At 52.0% G+C, this 18,872-nt stretch carries 19 protein-coding genes; 11 read left to right on the top strand and 8 right to left on the bottom strand.

Translation table 11 applies throughout. The features are described from left to right. Window positions 1–86: 86 nt before the first annotated feature. From mscL to TH61_RS03810, 8 genes are all read right to left on the bottom strand, one after another. Window positions 87–515 carry a large-conductance mechanosensitive channel protein MscL gene (gene mscL, locus TH61_RS03845; RefSeq protein WP_066506091.1) on the bottom strand — a complete coding sequence of 143 codons (429 nt, stop codon included), beginning with the start codon at window positions 513–515 and terminating at the stop codon, window positions 87–89. A 51-nt stretch (window positions 516–566) separates the two neighbouring features. After that, a complete protein-coding gene (locus tag TH61_RS03840; RefSeq protein ID WP_082780290.1) occupies window positions 567–1,049 on the bottom strand; it encodes an RDD family protein in 483 nt (160 codons plus the stop codon). A gap of 206 nt (window positions 1,050–1,255) precedes the next feature. Continuing rightward, complete coding sequence (locus tag TH61_RS03835) at window positions 1,256–4,450, bottom strand: glycosyl hydrolase (protein ID WP_066506090.1); 3,195 nt, start codon at window positions 4,448–4,450, stop codon at window positions 1,256–1,258. A gap of 131 nt (window positions 4,451–4,581) precedes the next feature. Next, window positions 4,582–5,859: a DUF3999 family protein gene (locus TH61_RS03830; protein WP_066506088.1), complete on the bottom strand. Its 1,278-nt coding sequence runs from the start codon at window positions 5,857–5,859 to the stop codon at window positions 4,582–4,584. Further along, entirely contained in the window at window positions 5,813–8,233 is a 2,421-nt protein-coding gene (locus TH61_RS03825) for a DUF2339 domain-containing protein (RefSeq protein ID WP_066506084.1), read from the bottom strand. The genes TH61_RS03830 and TH61_RS03825 overlap by 47 nt, the downstream gene beginning before the upstream one ends. Before the next feature lie 219 nt (window positions 8,234–8,452). Further along, on the bottom strand, window positions 8,453–9,064 hold the full coding sequence (locus TH61_RS03820; protein ID WP_066506081.1) for a superoxide dismutase: 612 nt from the start codon (window positions 9,062–9,064) through the stop codon (window positions 8,453–8,455). 68 nt (window positions 9,065–9,132) lie between these two features. Continuing rightward, window positions 9,133–9,579, bottom strand: coding sequence for a nucleoside deaminase (locus tag TH61_RS03815; RefSeq protein WP_231862296.1), 447 nt, complete (start codon window positions 9,577–9,579; stop codon window positions 9,133–9,135). A 113-nt stretch (window positions 9,580–9,692) separates the two neighbouring features. Further along, on the bottom strand, window positions 9,693–10,241 hold the full coding sequence (locus TH61_RS03810; protein ID WP_066506078.1) for a hypothetical protein: 549 nt from the start codon (window positions 10,239–10,241) through the stop codon (window positions 9,693–9,695). Between the two features lie 157 nt (window positions 10,242–10,398). Here TH61_RS03810 and TH61_RS03805 point away from each other — a divergent pair, with 157 nt between their 5' ends. The 11 genes from TH61_RS03805 (at window position 10,399) to TH61_RS03755 (ending at window position 18,781) form a co-directional block, all read left to right on the top strand. Further along, entirely contained in the window at window positions 10,399–10,659 is a 261-nt protein-coding gene (locus TH61_RS03805) for a hypothetical protein (RefSeq protein ID WP_066506076.1), read from the top strand. A gap of 34 nt (window positions 10,660–10,693) precedes the next feature. After that, window positions 10,694–11,077 carry an NADH-quinone oxidoreductase subunit A gene (locus tag TH61_RS03800; protein ID WP_066506073.1) on the top strand — a complete coding sequence of 128 codons (384 nt, stop codon included), beginning with the start codon at window positions 10,694–10,696 and terminating at the stop codon, window positions 11,075–11,077. A gap of 104 nt (window positions 11,078–11,181) precedes the next feature. Then, on the top strand, window positions 11,182–11,736 hold the full coding sequence (locus tag TH61_RS03795) for an NADH-quinone oxidoreductase subunit B (RefSeq protein ID WP_066506071.1): 555 nt from the start codon (window positions 11,182–11,184) through the stop codon (window positions 11,734–11,736). Between the two features lie 2 nt (window positions 11,737–11,738). Next, on the top strand, window positions 11,739–12,245 hold the full coding sequence (locus TH61_RS03790) for an NADH-quinone oxidoreductase subunit C (RefSeq protein WP_066506070.1): 507 nt from the start codon (window positions 11,739–11,741) through the stop codon (window positions 12,243–12,245). A gap of 68 nt (window positions 12,246–12,313) precedes the next feature. Beyond that, entirely contained in the window at window positions 12,314–13,537 is a 1,224-nt protein-coding gene (gene nuoD, locus TH61_RS03785; protein WP_066506069.1) for an NADH dehydrogenase (quinone) subunit D, read from the top strand. 68 nt (window positions 13,538–13,605) lie between these two features. Continuing rightward, entirely contained in the window at window positions 13,606–14,145 is a 540-nt protein-coding gene (gene nuoE, locus TH61_RS03780) for an NAD(P)H-dependent oxidoreductase subunit E (RefSeq protein ID WP_066506067.1), read from the top strand. Beyond that, window positions 14,127–15,470 (top strand): NADH-quinone oxidoreductase subunit NuoF, encoded by a 1,344-nt coding sequence (gene nuoF / locus TH61_RS03775; protein WP_066506065.1) that lies wholly within the window; start codon window positions 14,127–14,129, stop codon window positions 15,468–15,470. Before nuoE ends, nuoF begins: the two co-directional genes overlap by 19 nt. A 117-nt stretch (window positions 15,471–15,587) precedes the next feature. After that, entirely contained in the window at window positions 15,588–16,592 is a 1,005-nt protein-coding gene (locus TH61_RS03770) for a 2Fe-2S iron-sulfur cluster-binding protein (RefSeq protein WP_066506063.1), read from the top strand. Next, window positions 16,592–17,650, top strand: coding sequence for an NADH-quinone oxidoreductase subunit NuoH (nuoH, locus tag TH61_RS03765; protein ID WP_066506060.1), 1,059 nt, complete (start codon window positions 16,592–16,594; stop codon window positions 17,648–17,650). The genes TH61_RS03770 and nuoH overlap by 1 nt, the downstream gene beginning before the upstream one ends. Window positions 17,651–17,767: 117 nt before the next feature. Then, the gene (locus tag TH61_RS03760; RefSeq protein ID WP_066506058.1) at window positions 17,768–18,235 is read left to right on the top strand and encodes an NADH-quinone oxidoreductase subunit I; all 468 of its coding nucleotides are present in this window, start codon (window positions 17,768–17,770) and stop codon (window positions 18,233–18,235) included. 33 nt (window positions 18,236–18,268) lie between these two features. Continuing rightward, window positions 18,269–18,781: an NADH-quinone oxidoreductase subunit J gene (locus TH61_RS03755; protein WP_066506054.1), complete on the top strand. Its 513-nt coding sequence runs from the start codon at window positions 18,269–18,271 to the stop codon at window positions 18,779–18,781. The last annotated feature ends 91 nt before the right edge of the window (window positions 18,782–18,872 follow it).

Raw genomic sequence — 18,872 nt, 5'->3', positions numbered from 1 at the left:
CAGGATAACAAAAAGAAAGTCAGAGCAGGAGAAGGACAGAGGAAGAGCGGAATTTTACTTTCGCATCAGTCTGTCCACTGGAACTCTTACACAGTTGGCTTGTTAGGTGCGCGCAAGGCGTCTCTAATCTCAGTCAATAATACTTCTTCTTTGGTAGGTGCTGGCGGTACGCCTGGTGAGTCTGCTTTTTTGCGTTTCAAGGAGTTCATCAGCTTTACGACCATGAAAATGGCGAAGGCAATGATCATGAAGTCAATCAAGCTCTGGATGAAGTTACCGTAGTTCAAGGTCACGTCTGTGAACTTACCTTCTGCGTCTTGCACACCTCTCTTCAAGACAACTTTAAGGTCTGAGAAGTCAACACCGCCCAAAAGTACGCCCAGCGGGGGCATCAAGACATCCTCTACAAAAGAGGTCACTACTTTCCCGAAGGCCGCTCCAATCACCACCCCCACTGCTAAATCAACTACATTGCCACGCATGGCAAACTCTTTGAATTCTTTGATCATGGACATAGTATGCTAGTTTAAGGTTAACTGATGAAAATGGTTAGGAATAAGTGGCGGCTACTTTCTTTTAATGACCAAGGTGCTGGCGATGATGTCATGCAATCCTTGTTTCTTGGCCGTGAACGCCACCATGATATAGCCAATCAAAATAATACAGGCAGACAGAAGGCTGGCAAGGCTTCTTCCTAGGGCACGTATTAAAGAAAGGCGCTCTCCTTCTTCGGTGGTTACTTGCAAGCTTAGGGCTTTTTTGCCCACCGTGGCCTGCCAGGTAGAGCTTTCCAGAATAGAACGGTACAGCGTCCATAGTACAAAGGATAGAGAGGTGCTCAGGACGAGTGTGTTTACAGAGTTGTTTTCATCTGCGCCAGTCAAGTTTCCGGTTACCAAGAATTGGATGAGGGTGTTGGGGATCCAGAGAACCATGGCATCAATGAGGTACGCACCCACGCGTTCCCAAAAGCCAGCATAGAGGACCGCGTCTGTTGTGGCAAAGGAAGAGGAAGCCGCATAAGATACGTTAAGGTCTTGATGTTCCATAATAGGGTTGGTTGTTTAGGTAATTTGTGTTTAAATATACCAATAAATTAATATGAGACAATAGGTTAAGTCTTGGTAAAATACAGGTGTAAGCCCGTCTGGAGGAAGTTTTGTTTTTGGCCTACTTTCCAGAAAATAGCCCAAAAACGACAAAGCCGATGCGGGTAAGGCATCGGCTTTGCGCTAAATAGAAAGAAGGTTTAAGCTTACATACCTTCTTTCTTGGTGGTGTCTTTGATGATGATGGCGTCTACGTTCTTGTTCCGGATGAGCTGGTTCAAGGCCGGCAGTTCTTTGGTGAACACTTGGTTCAGCTTCTGCAACTCCTTGTCAATCTCAGCGGTGATTTCCTTCTGGAATGCGTACTGTTGCTCCGTAGGCTTATAATCTCCCTGCGACGCCTGCGAGGCCACGTTGGCCAGGCGGTTATTCAGCTTGATAGGGTAGTTCAAAGGGTCCTGGCCCGAGCGGTTCTTGGTCTGGTACAAGGCTTCTTCTACCTCGGTCATGCGTTTGTTCAGGTCCTTGGCAGTGGCCAGCACGTCTTTCATGTCCTCACGTCCCTGGAACTTAGACGTCACGCTATTAATCTGCGTGCGGGCTTCGCGTATCTTGCTGATGGCGTCATTGGTCTCGGTGAGTTTGTCACGCACGGCTAATAAGAAATCAAATTGCGCCTTCAAGTCGGCCGGGGCGGTTTTACTGCGTGGGTCCTGAAGAATCTCAAAATCGGTTTCCTGTTTCTGCCCGTTCACGGTGAGGCGCGCGGTATAGGTGCCCGGAATGGCTCTCGGTCCCTGCGTGCCGCCTCCCCATAGAATCATCCCTTCAAACTTAGAGGCCTCTGGGTAGAGCATGTTCCAGACGAAGCGGTTCATGCCGTCTTTCACGTCCAGTTTAGAGGCGCGGTCTTTGGCGTTGCTGGCGTACTTCTTAATCAGCTTTCCGTCTTTCTGCAACAGCTCCAGCGTCACGGTAGTCGCCGAATCTGGTTTCTGCGCCAGGTAATAGTGAATCATGACCCCGCCCGGGTGGTTCTGGCCTTCCAGTTTAGGGTTGGCGTTGTTGCCTCCATTCATGCGGTAGCTCGGCATGGGCTTGTACAAATGCACTTTGCTAGAAGCCACGGTGCTGTTGAGCTGGTGCAGGGGCGTCAAGTCATCAATAATCCAGAAGCTTCTACCCTGAGTAGCGGCAATGAGGTTGTCGTTTTTAAGGGTCAAGTCAGTGATGGGCACAATGGGCAGGTTCATCTGGAAAGGTTGCCAGTTCTTGCCATCGTCAAACGAGACGTACATGCCATACTCCGTACCGGCGTACAGCAAGCCAGCGCGTTTAGGGTCTACGCGCACTACGCGGGTGAAATGGTTTTCATTAATGCCTTTGATGATTTTGGTCCAGGACTTTCCGTAGTCATCTGTCTTGTACAACAGCGGCTGGAAATCGCCTTTTTTGTACAGCGTGGCGGCAAAGTACATCACGCCTTTCTGGGTAGGATGCGGCTCCACGCTGTTCACCATGCTCCACTCGGGCAGGTTCTTAGGCGTTACGTTTTTCCAGGTCTTTCCGCCGTCACGGGTCACGTGCACTAGGCCGTCGTCAGAGCCCGTCCAAATTACGTTCTCCTCGGCGGGTGACTCCGCGGCCGCGAAGATGGTGCCGTAGTATTCCACGCTGGTGTTGTCCTTGGTGATAGGCCCACCCGACGGTCCTAATGTAGACTTCTCATTGCGCGTCAAATCCGGGCTGATGTCCTGCCAGCTTTGTCCCTCGTTGGTGGTCACGTGCACATGGTTAGACGTGGTGTACATCTTCTTGGGGTTGTGCGGCGAAAAGAAGATAGGGAAGTTCCACTGGAAGCGGTACTTCAAGTCCTCGGCGCCGTGGCCCATGGGGTTGTCTGGCCACACGTTGATGGTGCGCTCAAAGCCGGTGCTGTGGTCCACCCTGGATAAGAAGCCTCCGTAGTTGCCGCCGTACACAATCTCTGGGTTGGTAGGGTCTACCGCCAAGTGCGCACTTTCGGCGCCGGCGGTTTCCTGCCAGTCATGCATGCCAATGCTTCGGCCGGTGGTACGGTGGGCAATGCGCACGGTAGAATTATCCTGTTGCGCGCCGTAAATGCGGTACGGGAAGGCGTTGTCCGTCACTACGCGGTAAAACTGCCCGGTAGGCTGATTGTCCATGGTGCTCCAATTCTGCCCGCCGTCAAAGCTTACCTGCGCACCGCCGTCATCCGCTATAATCATGCGTTTGGGGTCCTCTGGGGCAATCCAGAGGTCATGGTGGTCACCGTGCGGGGCGTTGTAGCTTTTGAACGTGCGGCCACCGTCTGTGGAGTGGTGGTAGCTTACGTTCATCACGTACACGCCGTCTTCGTTTTTAGGGTCTGCGGTCACGCGGGTATAGTACCAGGCGCGCTGGCGCAGGTTTCGGTCATCGTTGAGTTTGGTCCAGTTCTGGCCACCGTCATCTGACCGGAACAGTCCGCCGTCCTCAGCTTCTACCATGGCCCACACGCGCTGGTTGTTCACTGGGGACACGGCTACCCCAATAATGCCCAAAGTACCTTTCGGTAAGCCGGTATTTTTGGAGAGTTCTTTCCAAGTGTCACCGCCGTCGGTGCTTTTCCAGATGCCAGAACCGGGGCCGCCCGAAGACAGGCTGTACGGCGTGCGTTGCATGCGCCAGGTGGTGGCGTACAGGTTGCGCGGATTCACCGGGTCAATGGTGAGGTCAAAGGCGCCTACTTCTTTGTTGACAAACAGCACGCGCTCCCAGTTCTTGCCGCCGTCCTTGGAGCGGTACACGCCGCGCTGTTCATTGGGCGCATAGATGTTGCCCAGCACGGCCGCGTAGACCAAGTCTGGGTTTTTAGGGTGGATGCGTACTCTTGGGATGTGCTTGGAATCCTTCAGCCCGATATGTTTCCAGGTAAGGCCGGCGTCTTCCGACTTCCACATGCCGAAGCCCGAGGACACGTTGCCACGTACCGTTTTCTCGCCTTCGCCCACGTAAATCACATTAGGGTCAGACTCGGCTACGGCCACCGCGCCAATAGAACCCCCGAAGAACTTGTCAGAGATGTTCTCCCAGCTGGAGCCTCCGTCTTTGGTGCGCCAAACGCCACCGCCCGTCGCCCCGAAGTAGAACAGATTAGGCTGGCCCGGCACGCCTACCGCTGTGCCTGAGCGCCCGCCCCGGTACGGCCCGATGGAGCGCCAGGTGAGGGCATTGTATAGTTTCTCATCAAAGCCTTCTTTGCTGGCTTTGGCCTTAGATGTTTTAGAGGTGGCAGGTTTCTGTTGCGCCTCGCTGGGCAAGGCCGGCAACAAGAGCAATCCGCCCAGCAACACGGGCACGGACTGACGCAGGAACCGCTGCGGGAAAGGGTTCTTCATGGGAGATTCTGGTTTGTTAGGTAGTGTATAGGATTGAGTGTCTGAAGCTAAGCAAAAAAGCCATTGCTTGGATAGATGGTGCGCGTTTTGGGCCTATTTTCTGGGGAAAGAGGCTGAAAATGGAGTGGTCTTTAAATTCCCCTCTTCTTATCCATATCCTTCAACAACCGCAGGGTCATGTATCCCAGGCCAATGGCCACTACTCCAATCACTGCCCACATCAACATCTTAGAACCTTGTGATTTGGGCTTCTCCTCTTTGAGCGAGGTGATTGCCTTGACGGTGACAACAGGCAGATTGGCTGGAATGCTGTCTTGAAAAAACTGCAAGTCGTAATTGGGCGCTGGTACATCCTCGTCTCCGTAGCGCAGTGTGTAAGTCTGGCTAGGTTGCAGCTGAGCCACAGCATAGCGGTTCAGTTGCAGGACCTGGATTGAGTCGATTTTAAGCGGCTGGTTGTCCTTGTTCTGGAGCTGAATGACCAGCCGCTCCACTTTCTGACGAGGCAGGTTGACTTGGGCGGGCGCGTTGGAATGCAAGGTAAAGGACTCATAAATCTCATGTGTTTGGTTGCGACGGCGGCGTTTCTTTTCTCGACGAGTCCCTCCTGTGCGTTTTCCTAGAATCACTTTGCCTTCGCGGTAATACAGCTGGGTCGCAGAGATGTAAAAGACCAACTGCTCTGGATACTCCGGCTGCCCGAAGTCTAGGCGCAGGTACGTGGTTTTATTAGAGCTGTCTTTGCGGGATAGGTGCTGAATGGGAATACGGGTATATTTGCCAGCCTCAGAATAGGTGTCATAGTAGCCCGCTTTTAGAATGTTGAGCGGTGCGCTGGCAGAGTCGTTGAGCTGTAGCCTGAAGTAGCGGTACTTGCTCAGCGGGAAGTCCAGCAACTTGACCTCGGCGGTCTGCTTTTCATTCCGGATGGCATAGAGTACGTCCTGCTCTTTGAGCACGTACCAGTCCTGCTGGTTGTCGCTGCCGCTCAGGGCCACCGTTTTCCGGACTTCGGCGTTGCCGATGAGCAGGCTGATGTTGTTGATGCTCCGTTGTTCTGGATTATGGATGAGCAGTTCAGAAAGGCCGCCGGGCTGGCGAGTGTAGCGCAGAACCTGGTAGGGTTTGAAAAGGGTCCGGTACTGCACCGGCTGTTCGGTCTGCAACAGGTAGGGCACTTCTTTTCCATCGGCGCTATACAGGCGCAAATCTTCCAAACCCGCTTGCAAACGCCCGGTCACCGAAGCGGGCAACAGCACCCGGTGCCATCCTTGCGTAGACACAGGCGACAAGGTCGCCTTCCAGCCGAAATCCTGGGCTCGCGCAGACATCCAACCCAGCAAAAAGGCCAGAAGAAACAGGCTACGCTTCTGGAGAATGAGAGGAAGAATCAGGCGTTTGGGCATCATCTACAAGAATGAGGTTTTTGAGTTTTTGGTACATAAAGGACACCACTAGCAGGATGACGCCTAGACAAATGAAGGCCGCAATCTTCCCGCCTTCCGAGATGCCCCTGATGTCAAACAGGAACAGTTTCACCAAGGTCAGGAAGAACAGGGAAAGCGAGATAATGCGCAGGGTTTTCAGCTTTTTGGACATACCCACTGCCATCAAGATAAAGGAAGCCACGCCCCAGAGAATAGGGAAGCCAATCTTTTGGATATGTTGTTGGAGGGCGTAAAGGCCGGTTTTGGCCTCGAAGAAGAGTATCATCCACCAATGCTCCAGCTCAGCGGAGGCTAAAAACACCGCCACAAAGCTCACCAGCCATAAGCCAATCTTGCCTAACCTCCTGTGCAATCCCACCATCCTTTGCAGCAGACGCACCATAGCCACCAGCAGCACCAGAATCAGCAGAAATGGCAGATAGTGCAGCAGGAAGGAGGCCATCGTTTCGCCTTGTCCTAACAGATACGCGTTGCGGGTTTCTATGGTAGTGGGGTGCAGGATAACCAGATAGGAGAGGATGGCCGCCAGTGAAAACGCCAAAGCGCCCCATTGGTACACAGGGTTGCCGCGGCGCTGTCCCCACCAGACCAAGCCCAGCAGGTATAGGTAATGGAACAAGCCAAAGACCAGCGTCTGGGCGTTTCCGGTTAAAGAAGAATAGCTGAGCTGGTGGTCCAGTTCCAGTACCAGCACCAGGTACAAGCAAATGACCAACGCCGTGCCTACCAGTTGCCGGTACCGGTGCCAGAACCTAGATTGTTGTGCGTTGACTTCCTCTTTGCCCAACAGCCACCAGGTGCCCGCCAATCCGACCACGGCCACCTCGCCCGTGATAAACAGTTTGTTGATAAGCGGCGACAATTGCGTTCTGGTGATGGTATAGCCCATCCAGTCCATGGCCAGGCTCACCACCATCAAACCCAGCACCAGCACCGATGCTGATTTGAGCAGTTGAATGCCCGACCGCTGGAACAACCATAACAGCAGAACTGCCTCCAAAGCCCAGAACAGCGTGATGTAATTACCCTCCAATTGCACCGGTGCCGTCAAACTCACAAAGGTGAGCACCAGGCCAATGAGCAGATACACCAGGTTTCGGTCCACCTGCTGGCGGCGGTACAAGGCAAACGCGAAGACAAAGTTGAACACCGCCAACAGGATGGTGAAGAGTCCCTGGTACTGCCCCCGACCCAGGTAGGTCAAAATGTACATGCCCGCTGCGTAATACAAGAAGCTGTTGCTGAGCAAGACTAGAATCTCGGGGGCGGTGAAGCGCCTGCTTTCTTTGAGGTTGTAGACCATGTTCATCAGGAAGAACACCAGGTAAAAGAGCGTCGCGAAGAGCAAGGCACCGGCTAGTGGAGCGTTGGGCACCGAGACCACCTGGGTGCCCAGCCAGCCGCCGTACAGAATGATGGTGAAAACGTAGGCGATGAGGTTGAGCAGGTTCCATTTCTTAAAATACGCCAGCACCAGAATGCCCACGTTCAAGACCAGGATGAAACTGAAGAGCACCACGTAGTTGCCTTCGCCGGTGCTGAGCATGAACGGACTGCCAAACCCACCAATCAAGGCCAGCACCGCCAGTTCAATCCTGTCATAGGCAATGGACAGGAGAATGGTAAACCCCGTGATGGCCACCATTAAAAGAAACGCCGCCGTCTGACTGAACAGCTGATACTCATGAAAGGCAATGGCGATGGTGAAATACAGAATGGCCATGCCGCCTCCCACCAGCACAGAACTGAATGCCTTGTACTCCACCCGCAATCTATGGGCTACGGCAATCAGGGCACCACCAGCCAGCAGACCAATGGCTACGCGGCCTATCTCATTTATCCAGTCCTGGTCAATGGCATACTTCACAAAGAACCCGATGCCCAGCACCAGAATGGCAATCCCCAACTTGTTGATGAGGTTCTCCCCAATGAATTTCTCCCAGTCCAGGTTCTCCGTGAAAGAGGAAAAGATGTTTCTGCGCGATGGTTTCTCATCTTCCACCGGAGTGAAAGCCGCCGTGGCGGTACGTTCAGGGATGTAGGGCTCAAGCACCGGCGGCTTGGGCGCTGGTCTGGAAGGCGGCGGAGGTAAAGGTACTGGCGCAGGAATCGGTTCTTGAACTGGGGTGCTAGTAGAAGCGGTGTCTCGTTGAGCGGCCAGGGCAGCAGCGTCCCGAGGAGGTGCCGAGGGTCGTTGGGCTTGCTGTTCTCTTAGATGACGTACCTCGTCATGCAGTCTTTCAAGCGTGTGGCTTTGCTGCTCCAACCGTTTCAGTAAACGGCTGCCAGTCACTATCAGCAGTACCAGTAACGTCAGAAGCAACGCAATTTCCATAGGAGCCCATCACATATATTAGATTCTATATTACGACTTTATCTTGTAAAAGCGTGAAGGGAGCCGAGTGCAATGGGTTGGAAACGCTATAGCAATCCGTTTTTGGGCTGTTTTCTCGAAAATAGGCCAAAAACGGATGTACAGTGTCTGGAACCTTTAGGCACAAAAAAGCCCCACTGCTGGCAGTGAGGCTTTTCTAATTAGAGAACGCAGGGATGCTTAGCCGTTGGCTTGGGCGTAGCGCTTGTTCACTTCGTCCCAGTTGATGAGGTTGAAGAACGCTGAGATGTACTCTGGTCTGCGGTTCTGGTATTTCAGGTAATAGGCGTGCTCCCAAACGTCCAATCCTAAAATTGGCAATCCGCCGCAGGTGTCAACGCCTTCCATTAAAGGGTTGTCCTGGTTGGCGGTAGAGCAGATTTGCACCCCGCCTCCTTCTACGGCACACAGCCAGGCCCAGCCAGACCCGAAACGGGTAGTAGCGGCCTTGGTGAATTCTTCTTTGAACGCATCATATGATCCGAAGGCTTTGTCAATCGCCTCAGCCACCGGACCGGTTGGGTTGCCACCTCCGTTCGGGCTCAAGATGGTCCAGAACAGGTTGTGATTGTAATAACCGCCGCCGTTGTTTCTAATGGCTGGGGTTTTAATTGCATCGCGCAGCAACTCCTCAATGGTCTGACCTTCTTTGTCAGTGCCCTGGATGGCGTTGTTCAGGTTGGTAGTGTACGCTTGGTGGTGCTTGGTATGGTGGATTTCCATGGTCTGACGGTCAATGTGCGGTTCAAGCGCATCGTACGCATACGGAAGTGGCGGAAGTTCAAATGGCATAGTTTTATAGGTTAAGGTTGTACAATAAATGATGTCTGTATAGACATACGGACTGCGCCAAAGTTAATCTAAATTCTTTTCGCTCTAAAGAAATCAGACATCAGCTGACTGCATTCATTGGCCAGGATGCCGGCCACCAGTTCGGTCTTAGGGTGCAAAAGGTTCACGCCCAATCTGCGGTAGCCGCGTTTTTCATCTGCAGCGGCATAGACTACCCGCTTGAGCTGCGACCAGTAGCTGGCGCCGGCGCACATCACGCAAGGCTCTACGGTCACATACAAGGTGCAGTCATGAAGGTACTTGTTGCCCAGGTGATTGGCGGCGGCGGTAAAGGCCAGCATCTCGGCGTGGGCGGTGACGTCGTTGAGCTTTTCGGTCTGGTTATAGGCGCGGGCTATGATTTTGTTCTGGCAGACAATAACGGCGCCAATGGGGATTTCGCCCTCTTCTAAAGCATACTGGGCCTGTTTGTAGGCCTCGCGCATGAAATGTTCGTCTGAGTGTACACTAAGCACGGCTGGGTTGGGTTAAATGAAAACGGGTAGCTCTTTTTACCGCTACCCGTTCTGCTATGTTACAAAAGCGTTTTCGGCCTGTTTTCTGGGAAAAAGGCTAAAAACGGAAAAATCTACTTGACTTGGGCGCTGGCCATCACGGCTTTGGCGGTCTCCTGCCACTGCGGCTGCAGCTGCGCCGGGGCATTGAAGCTGAAGATGAGCATCTGGTCTTTGAGGAAGGTGTATTGGATGATGGTGTACTTTCTCACCGGGGCCAATTGCTGGGTCTTGCGCTCATCTTTGACGGTAGAGACAAACTCAAACACTAGAAAGTCGCGGCCGTTGATTTTTTGATTCTCCTCTTTGATGAATTTCACTTCAGAGAACATGCGCTGGATGGACGCCTTATAAAAAGCCTGCATCATTTTCACATCTCCCTCTGGAAAGGTACTTGGGCGCTGGTTTACGCTGATGTCAATCTGGCCGTCTGGGCTGGTGAACACGGCCAGGGGCTTGCGGGCCGCCGGGTATTCGCGGGCAATGCCGTCATCAGGCATCACCGCAAAGGTCTCCGGGATGGAGAGGCTCACGTCTTTGGTAATAGCAATCTTTTTCAGCTTGGGTCCGGCGAAGGCCAGTAAAAACGGAAGGATAAGGGCTATAAGGTATTTTCTGTTCATGTTCTTTTATAAGGATGTGGTTGCCACGCTGGCAAAAGCAAATACCGGGCCGGTAAGTTCCAGAAGTAGGCAGGGCAAAGGTAGGGGAGAAAAGAGGAGCTTTTCAAATGAAGGCAGGGCAGAGAAAAAGCCCGGCTAAAATAACCGGGCTTTTGCCATGTTTGAAGAAAGCTTTAATAATTCAAACAAGGAAGGTTTAGGGTCTGAGGGGGAGTCCGCTAAACCTTATGAGAACATTCATGTTCTACTATGTAAAGAAAGAATTTTTTTGAGAATAATAACAGCAGGCCGCCAGATTATTTCATTTTTTCTAAAAGAAATATCGTTTGCCAAAGAAGAATTAAGAAAAAGCCAAGTCTGGACGGTGGTATCTCAGGGATATGTGACCATTCTGTATTTTCCTTTGAATCTTAGGTAATAGTGCCTAATTTTGCCACCTAATTTGCTTTATTATGGAACCGACAGCAACTGCGCTATATGTACCGGGCGATTTCCTGCCCATCGTGATTCAGTTCGCGGCCGCTCTGGGCTTTGTGGTTTTCGCCATGGTGGTGACGCACCTCATTGGCCCTAAGCGCCACAGCAAGGTAAAAGACGCTTCTTGGGAGTGTGGTATTGAGTCCAAAGGTGATGCCCGGGCTCCTATCTCCATCAAATATTTCCTGATTGCCATCCTGTTTGTACTTTTTGACGTGGAGGTCATCTTCCTGTATCCTTGGGCGGTGAACTTCAGGGCGCTGGGCGTGGACGGTTTTGTGTGGATGCTGGTGTTTATGGGATTACTTTTGACCGGCTTCTTCTATGTATTGAAGAAGGGCGTCCTTAAGTGGGAATAGAATTGCATTTTACCGCCGCCGGCAACAAACTATTATAAGCTTACAGGTGTTCTAGAGGACAGGCGTTTTTGGCCTCTTTTCCAGAAAACAAAGCGAAAACAACAATGAGCGATAACAAAAGCGATATTACCTTGGTGAATGCCCCTGAGGGCATTGAAGGTGCCGGTTTCTTTGCCACCTCTATTGAGAAGGTGGTAGGCATGGCCCGCAAGCACTCTTTATGGCCTTTGCCGTTTGCTACGTCTTGCTGCGGTATTGAGTACATGGCCACCATGGGTTCTCATTATGATATTTCCCGTTTCGGGTCTGAGCGTCCCAGCTTCTCGCCGCGTCAGGCAGACTTGCTGATGGTGATGGGCACCATTGCCAAGAAGATGGCGCCGGTGGTAAAGCAGGTGTATGAGCAGATGGCCGAACCACGTTGGGTGATTGCCGTGGGCGCCTGCGCCAGCAGCGGTGGTATCTTTGACTCTTACAGCGTATTGCAGGGCATTGACCGTGTGGTACCGGTAGACGTGTACGTGCCGGGCTGCCCGCCGCGCCCAGAGCAGATTCTGGATGGCTTGATGCGTATTCAGGATTTGGCTGAGAATGAGTCCCTGCGCCGCCGTAACTCACCAGAATATCAAGCATTACTAGCTTCTTACAACATTAAATAGGCATGTCCGAACTTACCAACGAACTCCTCATCCAGAAGCTTCAAGAGAAGTTTGGGGACCAGGTGTTTGATATCCAGGAGCCGTACGGTCTGGTCACTGTGACCACCACCCGTGAAAACATCATCCCCATCCTGCAGGCCTTGTATGATGATGAGATGATGCAGTTCCAGTTCCTCACCACCATGTGCGGAATCCATTACCCAGACAACAAGGGCCAGGAACTAGGCGTGATATACCACGTGCACAGCCTGGTGCACAATGTGCGCCTTCGCATCAAAATCTTCTTCTCTGAGGATGATGCCGTGGTGCCTACCGCTACCAACCTATACGCCACCGCTAACTGGATGGAGCGTGAGACCTGGGATTTTTACGGTATCCGGTTTGAGGGCCACCCTAACCTCATCCGCATTCTGAATGTGGAGGAGATGGAGGTGTTTCCCATGCGCAAGGAGTTCCCGCTAGAGGATCAAACCCGCGAAGACAAGATTAATACCTTCTTCGGAAGATAATAGAAGGCCGGACCGGTGACTGCGTACAAACGTGGTCATCGGTCTGGCCGCATACCCTAACAGCCATCATGGAGTTAGACAAAGCAACCACAGGAACAACAGAGTTAAACACCACAGACACCTTTGTACAGGAGTTAACCACTCTTAACCTAGGTCCTACACACCCGGCTACGCACGGCATCTTCCAGAACATTCTACAGATGAATGGCGAGAAGATTGTCTCGGGCGTGCCTACCATTGGCTACATTCACCGGGCCTTTGAGAAGATTGCCGAGCGTAGAGCGTTCTATCAAATCACCCCGCTCACTGACCGCATGAACTACTGCTCCTCACCCATCAATAACATGGGCTGGTGGATGACGGTAGAGAAGCTGTTGGGCGTGACCGTACCTAAGCGCGCCGAATACATTAGAGTGATTGTGATGGAGCTGGCCCGTATTGCGGACCACTTGATCTGTAACTCTATTCTGGGTGTGGACACGGGCGCCTTCTCGGGCTTCTTGTACGTGTTCCAGGAGCGTGAGAAAATCTATGAGATCTATGAGGAGATCTGCGGTGCCCGCTTGACTACCAACATGGGTAGAATTGGCGGCATGGAGCGTGACCTTTCTCCGTTAGCCATTGAAAAAATAAGAAAGTTCTTAGCTGAGTTCCCAGCCGTAATGCGTGAGTTTGAGACCATGTTCAACCGCAACCGCATCTTTGTGGACCGTGTGGAAGGCGTGGGCCCCATCACCGCGGAGCGTGCCTTGAACTACGGTTTCACAGGTCCTAACCTGCGGGCCGCCGGCGTGGACTATGACGTGCGCGTCATGAATCCTTACTCTTCTTACCAAGACTTCGATTTCGAGATTCCGGTAGGTACCAAGGGTGACACCTATGACCGCTTCATGGTGCGTAACGAAGAAATCTGGCAGAGCTTGCGCATCATTCAGCAGGCGGTTGACAACCTTCCAGAGGGACCGTTCCACGCAGACGCGCCAGAGTTTTTCTTGCCGCCAAAGCAAGAGGTGTACCGCAACATGGAAGCCTTGATTTACCACTTCAAAATAGTGATGGGCGAGATTGACGCACCAGTAGGTGAGGTCTACCATGCAGTAGAGGGCGGTAACGGTGAGTTAGGCTTCTACCTGGTGTCTGACGGAGGCCGCACACCATACCGTTTGCACTTCAGAAGACCTTGCTTTATCTATTACCAGGCCTACCCAGAAATGGTAGTAGGCACGCAGTTGTCAGATGCCATTGTGATCCTTTCTTCTATGAATGTGATTGCCGGTGAGCTAGACGCCTAAGCGGTTCTTATAACAGAAACATTTTCCCAAGCTTGCTGTGAGGCGGCTTTATATCGACCATTGACCAAATGGATCAAACAGTAGAAAAAAAAGAAGTACAGTTCTCTGAAGGGGCGATGGCCGAGATTCGGCGCTACCTGTCCCATTACCCAGCAGACCGTCAGAAGTCTGCGTTACTGCCTATTCTGCACATTGCGCAGGCCGAGTTTGGCGGCTGGGTAAGCCCAGAGGCAATGGACAAAGTAGCGGAGATCCTCAACATCCAGCCTATTGAGGTGTATGAGGTGGCTACCTTCTATACTATGTTCAACCTGAAGCCGGTAGGCAAGCACGTGTTGGAGGTTTGCCGCACAGGGCCTTGCATGCTTCGTGGCTCAGATGACCTGATCATGCACTTGGAGAACAAGCTGGGTTGCAGAGTAGGAGAGACCAGCGCAGACGGAAACTTCACCTTGAAGACCGTGGAGTGCCTTGCCTCTTGCGGTACCGGCCCAATGTTGCAGGTGAGAGAGCAGTATTATGAGAACTTGGATGCAGCCAGCGCAGACCAGCTGCTGGAGGACCTGAAAGCTTCAACGGTGAAGAAACCATGGGAAGAAAATTATTAACTGAACATATCAACGTTGAAGGAATTGAAACCTTTGACGTGTACCGCAAGCACGGCGGCTACGCCTCTGTAGAGAAAGCATTGAAGACCATGACCCCAGAGGAAGTGGTGGAAGAGGTGAAAACCTCTGGCTTGAGAGGCCGCGGTGGCGCTGGTTTCCCGACGGGGATGAAGTGGAGTTTTTTGGCCAAGCCAGAAGGCAAGCCGCGTTATTTGGTGTGCAACGCAGATGAGTCTGAGCCGGGCACGTTCAAGGACCGCTATCTGATGGAAAAACTGCCGCACCTTTTGGTGGAAGGCATGATTACCTCTAGCTACGCCTTGGGTTGCCGCACCTCTTACATCTACATACGCGGGGAGTTAATGTACATCCTGCGCATTTTGGAGAAAGCCATCGCGGAAGCCTATGCCAACGGGTTCTTAGGTGAGAATATCTTAGGAAGCGGTTACTCTCTTGATTTGCACGTGCACCCAGGCGGCGGCGCATACATCTGCGGAGAAGAGACTGCTTTACTTGAGTCTTTGGAAGGCAAACGCGGAAACCCGCGTAACAAACCACCTTTTCCAGCGGTGTGGGGTCTTTACGGCTCGCCAACAGTGGTGAACAACGTGGAGTCCATTGCCACTGTTCCCTGGATTGTAAACAACACTGCCGCTGAATATGCCAAGATTGGCGTAGGGCGCAGCACCGGTACCAAATTGATCTCCGCTGGTGGTAACATCAACAAGCCAGGCGTCTATGAGATTGAAATGGGCATCACAGTAGAGGAATTCATCTACTCAGAGGAGTACTGCGGTGGCATCTGGAAAGGCCGTGACATGAAAGCGGTCATTGCTGGTGGTTCTTCGGTTCCAATTCTGCCAAAGGATCTGATTTTGAAAACTGCCGCTGGCGAGGATAGATTGATGACCTATGAGTCTTTGTCTGACGGAGGTTTTGCCACGGGTACCATGTTGGGCTCTGGCGGCTTCTTCGTGATGGATGACCAGACTTGTATTGTAAGACATACCTGGACCTTGGCCCGCTTCTATCACCACGAATCTTGCGGCCAGTGTAGCCCATGCCGTGAAGGAACCGGTTGGTTAGAGAAAGTCTTGCACCGCATTGAGTACGGCCATGGCCACATGCATGACATTGACTTGCTGGTGAGCGTTGCCAAGCAGATTGAAGGAAACACCATCTGTCCACTAGGTGATGCTGCGGCATGGCCAGTAGCGGCGGCGGTGCGTCACTTCAGAGAGGAGTTTGAGTGGCACGTGAAACACCCAGAGCAGGCAACTTCTCCGGGCGCGGTGTTTAATAAAAACGCTTCGGTGTTAGCCTAATAAGATTTCGTTTTTAGCCTGTTTTCTAGAAAAGAGGCTAAAAACGAGCAATAGATTAAATAGCCATTTGCTGATGTTCACCAACAAGTGACAACCAGCAATCAACAATATATTGAAATGGTAAAGATAACTTTTGATGGCATAGAGGTGGAGGTAGAAGAAGGAACTACCATCCTCAACGCGGCCCGTAAAATCGGCGGCGAGGTGGTTCCTCCGGCCATGTGCTATTATACTCCTTTAAAAGGAAGCGGCGGAAAGTGCCGGGCTTGCCTGGTGAAGGTGGCGGCTGGTTCTGTCAAAGACCCGCGCCCTATGCCTAAGCTGGTGGCTTCCTGCATTACCCCAGTACAAGACGGCATGGTGGTGGAGAACACTACCAACCCAGACGTACTGGCCGCCCGCAAAGGCGTGGTAGAAATGCTGTTGATCAACCACCCCCTGGATTGCCCTATCTGCGACCAGGCCGGGGAGTGCGACTTGCAGAACTTTGCCTATGAGCACGGTACTTCTGGTACCCGCTATGAGGAAGAGCGCCGCACCTTTGACAAAATTGACATCGGGCCGTTGATCCAATTGCACATGACGCGTTGCATTCTGTGCTACCGTTGCGTGTACACCGCTGACCAGATTACTGAGAAGCGCGTGCATGGTGTATTGGGTCGTGGCGATGCCGCCGAGATTGGTACCTACATTGAGAATGTGATTGACAACGAGTTCTCTGGCAACGTGATTGACGTGTGCCCGGTAGGCGCCTTGACCGATAAGACCTTCCGTTTCAAAAACCGTGTATGGTTCACCAAGCCTCTAGATGCGCACCGTGACTGCCCTAAATGCTCTGGTAAAGTTGTGTTGTGGATGCGCGGGAATGATGTGTTGCGCGTGACCGGTCGCAAAGACCAGTACGGCGAAGTGCAGGAGTTCATCTGTAATGAGTGCCGCTTTGACCACAAAGACCCGCAGGATTGGACCATTGAAGGACCGCGTCACATTGACCAACGTTCTGTCATTGCCACCAACCACTATGAGTTGCCGGTATTGAACGTTCCAGTGGTGCCTAACTTGCCAGGATCTACCGAAGAAGATTTAAAAAGCACGCCTTTTAACCTAGGAAGACAAGTATAATGGAGTCAACCGTATTTTTGGTAAAAGCCCTCATCATCCTGGCGGTGTTTGGGGTCACTTTATTAATTGCCACTTACTCTACCTACGCTGAGCGCAAGGTGGCTGCCTTCATCCAGGACAGGATTGGGCCAAACCGGGCGGGTCCGCTAGGTTTGTTTCAGCCGTTGGCAGATGCGGTGAAGCTTTTCTTTAAAGAAGAGTTTGTGCCGGCCAATGCCAATAAGTTCTTGTTCATCCTGGGGCCGTCTCTGTCTATGCTGACAGCGTGTATGGCCAGCGCGGTGATTCCGTTTGGCGGCAGTATTCTCATTGACGGTCAGTACATCAACGTGCAGGCCATTGAAGTAAACATTGGTATCCTGTACATCTTTGGCGTTGTGGCCTTGGGCGTGTACGGTATCATGATTGGTGGCTGGGCGTCTAACAACAAGTTCTCTTTGTTGGGAGCTATTAGAGCGGCCTCGCAGAACATCAGCTATGAGCTGGCCATGGGTATGTCTATCATTGCTCTTTTGCTAGTGACGTCTACCTTGTCTTTGGGCGAGATGGCGCGTCAGCAGGGGGAGCCTTTGTTTGGCATCTCGGGTATGAACTGGAACATCTTCTATCAGCCGCTGGGCTTCCTGATTTTCATCATATGTGCGTTTGCAGAGACTAACCGCGTACCGTTTGACTTACCTGAGTGCGAGACCGAGCTGATTGGCGGGTACCACACCGAGTATAGCTCCATGGGGATGGGCTTGTACCTGTTTGCCGAGTATGTGAACATCTTTGTGGCTTCGGCTGTGATGGCGACGCTTTACTTTGGCGGCTACAACTTCCCGTTCATGTATGACATGGGCTTGCCGCACAATATTGTGACTTTGCTGGGAACGGTGGCGTTGTTTGGTAAGATTTTCTTCTTCATCTTCTTCTTCATGTGGGTGCGCTGGACCTTGCCGCGCTTTAGATATGACCAGTTGATGAACCTTGGCTGGAAAATCTTGATTCCGTTGTCCATTGCCAACGTGATTGTGACTGCGGCCATTATTTTGTTCAAGCAAGAGTACTTCCAATAAGAAGCAATTGCCGTGAGTTGTAAGGCTCTCTGTTTAGAAAAGCCTTACCCACTATTTAAAGACTAGAATGATATGCAATCATTAAGTAATAGAGCAAAGAAGCTGGAAAAGAAACCGATGAACTTCTCCGAGAGAATGTATCTGCCGGCTATTTTTCAGGGCTTGACCATTACCATGCGTCACTTCTTCAAGAAGAAGGCGACCATCAGCTATCCTGAGCAGACCCGCCCGATGAGTGCGGTTTGGCGGGGCTTGCACGTGTTAAAGCGGGATGAGAAGGGAAGAGAGCGCTGCACGGCCTGCGGTCTGTGCGCCGTGGCTTGCCCAGCCGAGGCCATTACCATGGTAGCCGGTGAGCGCAAGCGTGGGGAAGAGGGCTTGTACCGTGAGGAGAAATACGCAGTGAGCTATGAGATTAACATGTTGCGTTGCATTTTCTGCGGCCTGTGTGAAGAAGCCTGCCCTAAGGCGGCCATCTTCCTGCAGAACGACAAGACGGCCCCGGCCCGCTATGAGCGTGATGAGTTCATCTACGGTAAAGACCGTTTAGTGGAGCCTATGCCTGCTACAGGAAACAACCAATAACCCAAGCACCAGACGCATCTAATCATCTATAAAATGACTGGAAATTTATTCTTCTTCTTAGCCTTCTTGACCTTGTTCGCGGGAATTGGTGTGGTAGTGTCTAAGAACCCCGTGTACAGTATTCTGTTCATGATTTTGACCTTCTTCGCTTTAACAGGCCATTACATCTTGTTGAATGCTCAGTTTGTGGCCGCCGTGAACTTCATCGTGTACATGGGCGCCATCATGGTGTTGTTCCTGTTTGTGATCATGTTCCTGAACATGCGTGAAGACACCGAAGAGCACAAGTCTAACCTGAGTAAGTTTGCCGCCGCCATTGCCGGAGGAATCCTGTTGGTGATTATGATTGCCGCCTTGAAAGACGTGAGCACCGGTGGGTACGCCACAGACTTCAACTCGCAGGTAGGTTTAGTGGAGAACTTGGGCAAGGTATTGTTCAGAGACTACTTATTGCCGTTTGAGCTGGCGTCTGTGTTATTCCTGGCCGCTATGGCAGGAGCCGTGATGCTGGGCAAGCGCGAACCAGGCGAGCAGAATAGATTCTAAGGCTTTTCAAGAGCCTCTTAAAGGACAGCTGTGCATGTTGTCCTTTTTTCTTGTCTAACCGTCGCTTCGTTTTAGGCCTGGTTTTCAGAAA

The sequence above is a fragment of the Rufibacter sp. DG15C genome (genome assembly GCF_001577755.1).
Classification (GTDB): Bacteria; Bacteroidota; Bacteroidia; order Cytophagales; family Hymenobacteraceae; genus Nibribacter.
This window is presented reverse-complemented; position numbering and strand designations above follow the sequence as displayed.

Bases quoted from the DNA above. Each gene is read 5' to 3' on its own strand.
- mscL (WP_066506091.1), bottom strand. From the start codon at position 515: ATGTCCATGATCAAAGAATTCAAAGAGTTTGCCATGCGTGGCAATGTA.
- TH61_RS03840 (WP_082780290.1), bottom strand. From the start codon at position 1,049: ATGGAACATCAAGACCTTAACGTATCTTATGCGGCTTCCTCTTCCTTT.
- TH61_RS03835 (WP_066506090.1), bottom strand. From the start codon at position 4,450: ATGAAGAACCCTTTCCCGCAGCGGTTCCTGCGTCAGTCCGTGCCCGTG.
- TH61_RS03830 (WP_066506088.1), bottom strand. From the start codon at position 5,859: ATGATGCCCAAACGCCTGATTCTTCCTCTCATTCTCCAGAAGCGTAGC.
- TH61_RS03825 (WP_066506084.1), bottom strand. From the start codon at position 8,233: ATGGAAATTGCGTTGCTTCTGACGTTACTGGTACTGCTGATAGTGACT.
- TH61_RS03820 (WP_066506081.1), bottom strand. From the start codon at position 9,064: ATGCCATTTGAACTTCCGCCACTTCCGTATGCGTACGATGCGCTTGAA.
- TH61_RS03810 (WP_066506078.1), bottom strand. From the start codon at position 10,241: ATGAACAGAAAATACCTTATAGCCCTTATCCTTCCGTTTTTACTGGCC.
- TH61_RS03805 (WP_066506076.1), top strand. From the start codon at position 10,399: ATGTTTGAAGAAAGCTTTAATAATTCAAACAAGGAAGGTTTAGGGTCT.
- TH61_RS03800 (WP_066506073.1), top strand. From the start codon at position 10,694: ATGGAACCGACAGCAACTGCGCTATATGTACCGGGCGATTTCCTGCCC.
- TH61_RS03795 (WP_066506071.1), top strand. From the start codon at position 11,182: ATGAGCGATAACAAAAGCGATATTACCTTGGTGAATGCCCCTGAGGGC.
- TH61_RS03790 (WP_066506070.1), top strand. From the start codon at position 11,739: ATGTCCGAACTTACCAACGAACTCCTCATCCAGAAGCTTCAAGAGAAG.
- nuoD (WP_066506069.1), top strand. From the start codon at position 12,314: ATGGAGTTAGACAAAGCAACCACAGGAACAACAGAGTTAAACACCACA.
- nuoE (WP_066506067.1), top strand. From the start codon at position 13,606: ATGGATCAAACAGTAGAAAAAAAAGAAGTACAGTTCTCTGAAGGGGCG.
- nuoF (WP_066506065.1), top strand. From the start codon at position 14,127: ATGGGAAGAAAATTATTAACTGAACATATCAACGTTGAAGGAATTGAA.
- TH61_RS03770 (WP_066506063.1), top strand. From the start codon at position 15,588: ATGGTAAAGATAACTTTTGATGGCATAGAGGTGGAGGTAGAAGAAGGA.
- nuoH (WP_066506060.1), top strand. From the start codon at position 16,592: ATGGAGTCAACCGTATTTTTGGTAAAAGCCCTCATCATCCTGGCGGTG.
- TH61_RS03760 (WP_066506058.1), top strand. From the start codon at position 17,768: ATGAACTTCTCCGAGAGAATGTATCTGCCGGCTATTTTTCAGGGCTTG.
- TH61_RS03755 (WP_066506054.1), top strand. From the start codon at position 18,269: ATGACTGGAAATTTATTCTTCTTCTTAGCCTTCTTGACCTTGTTCGCG.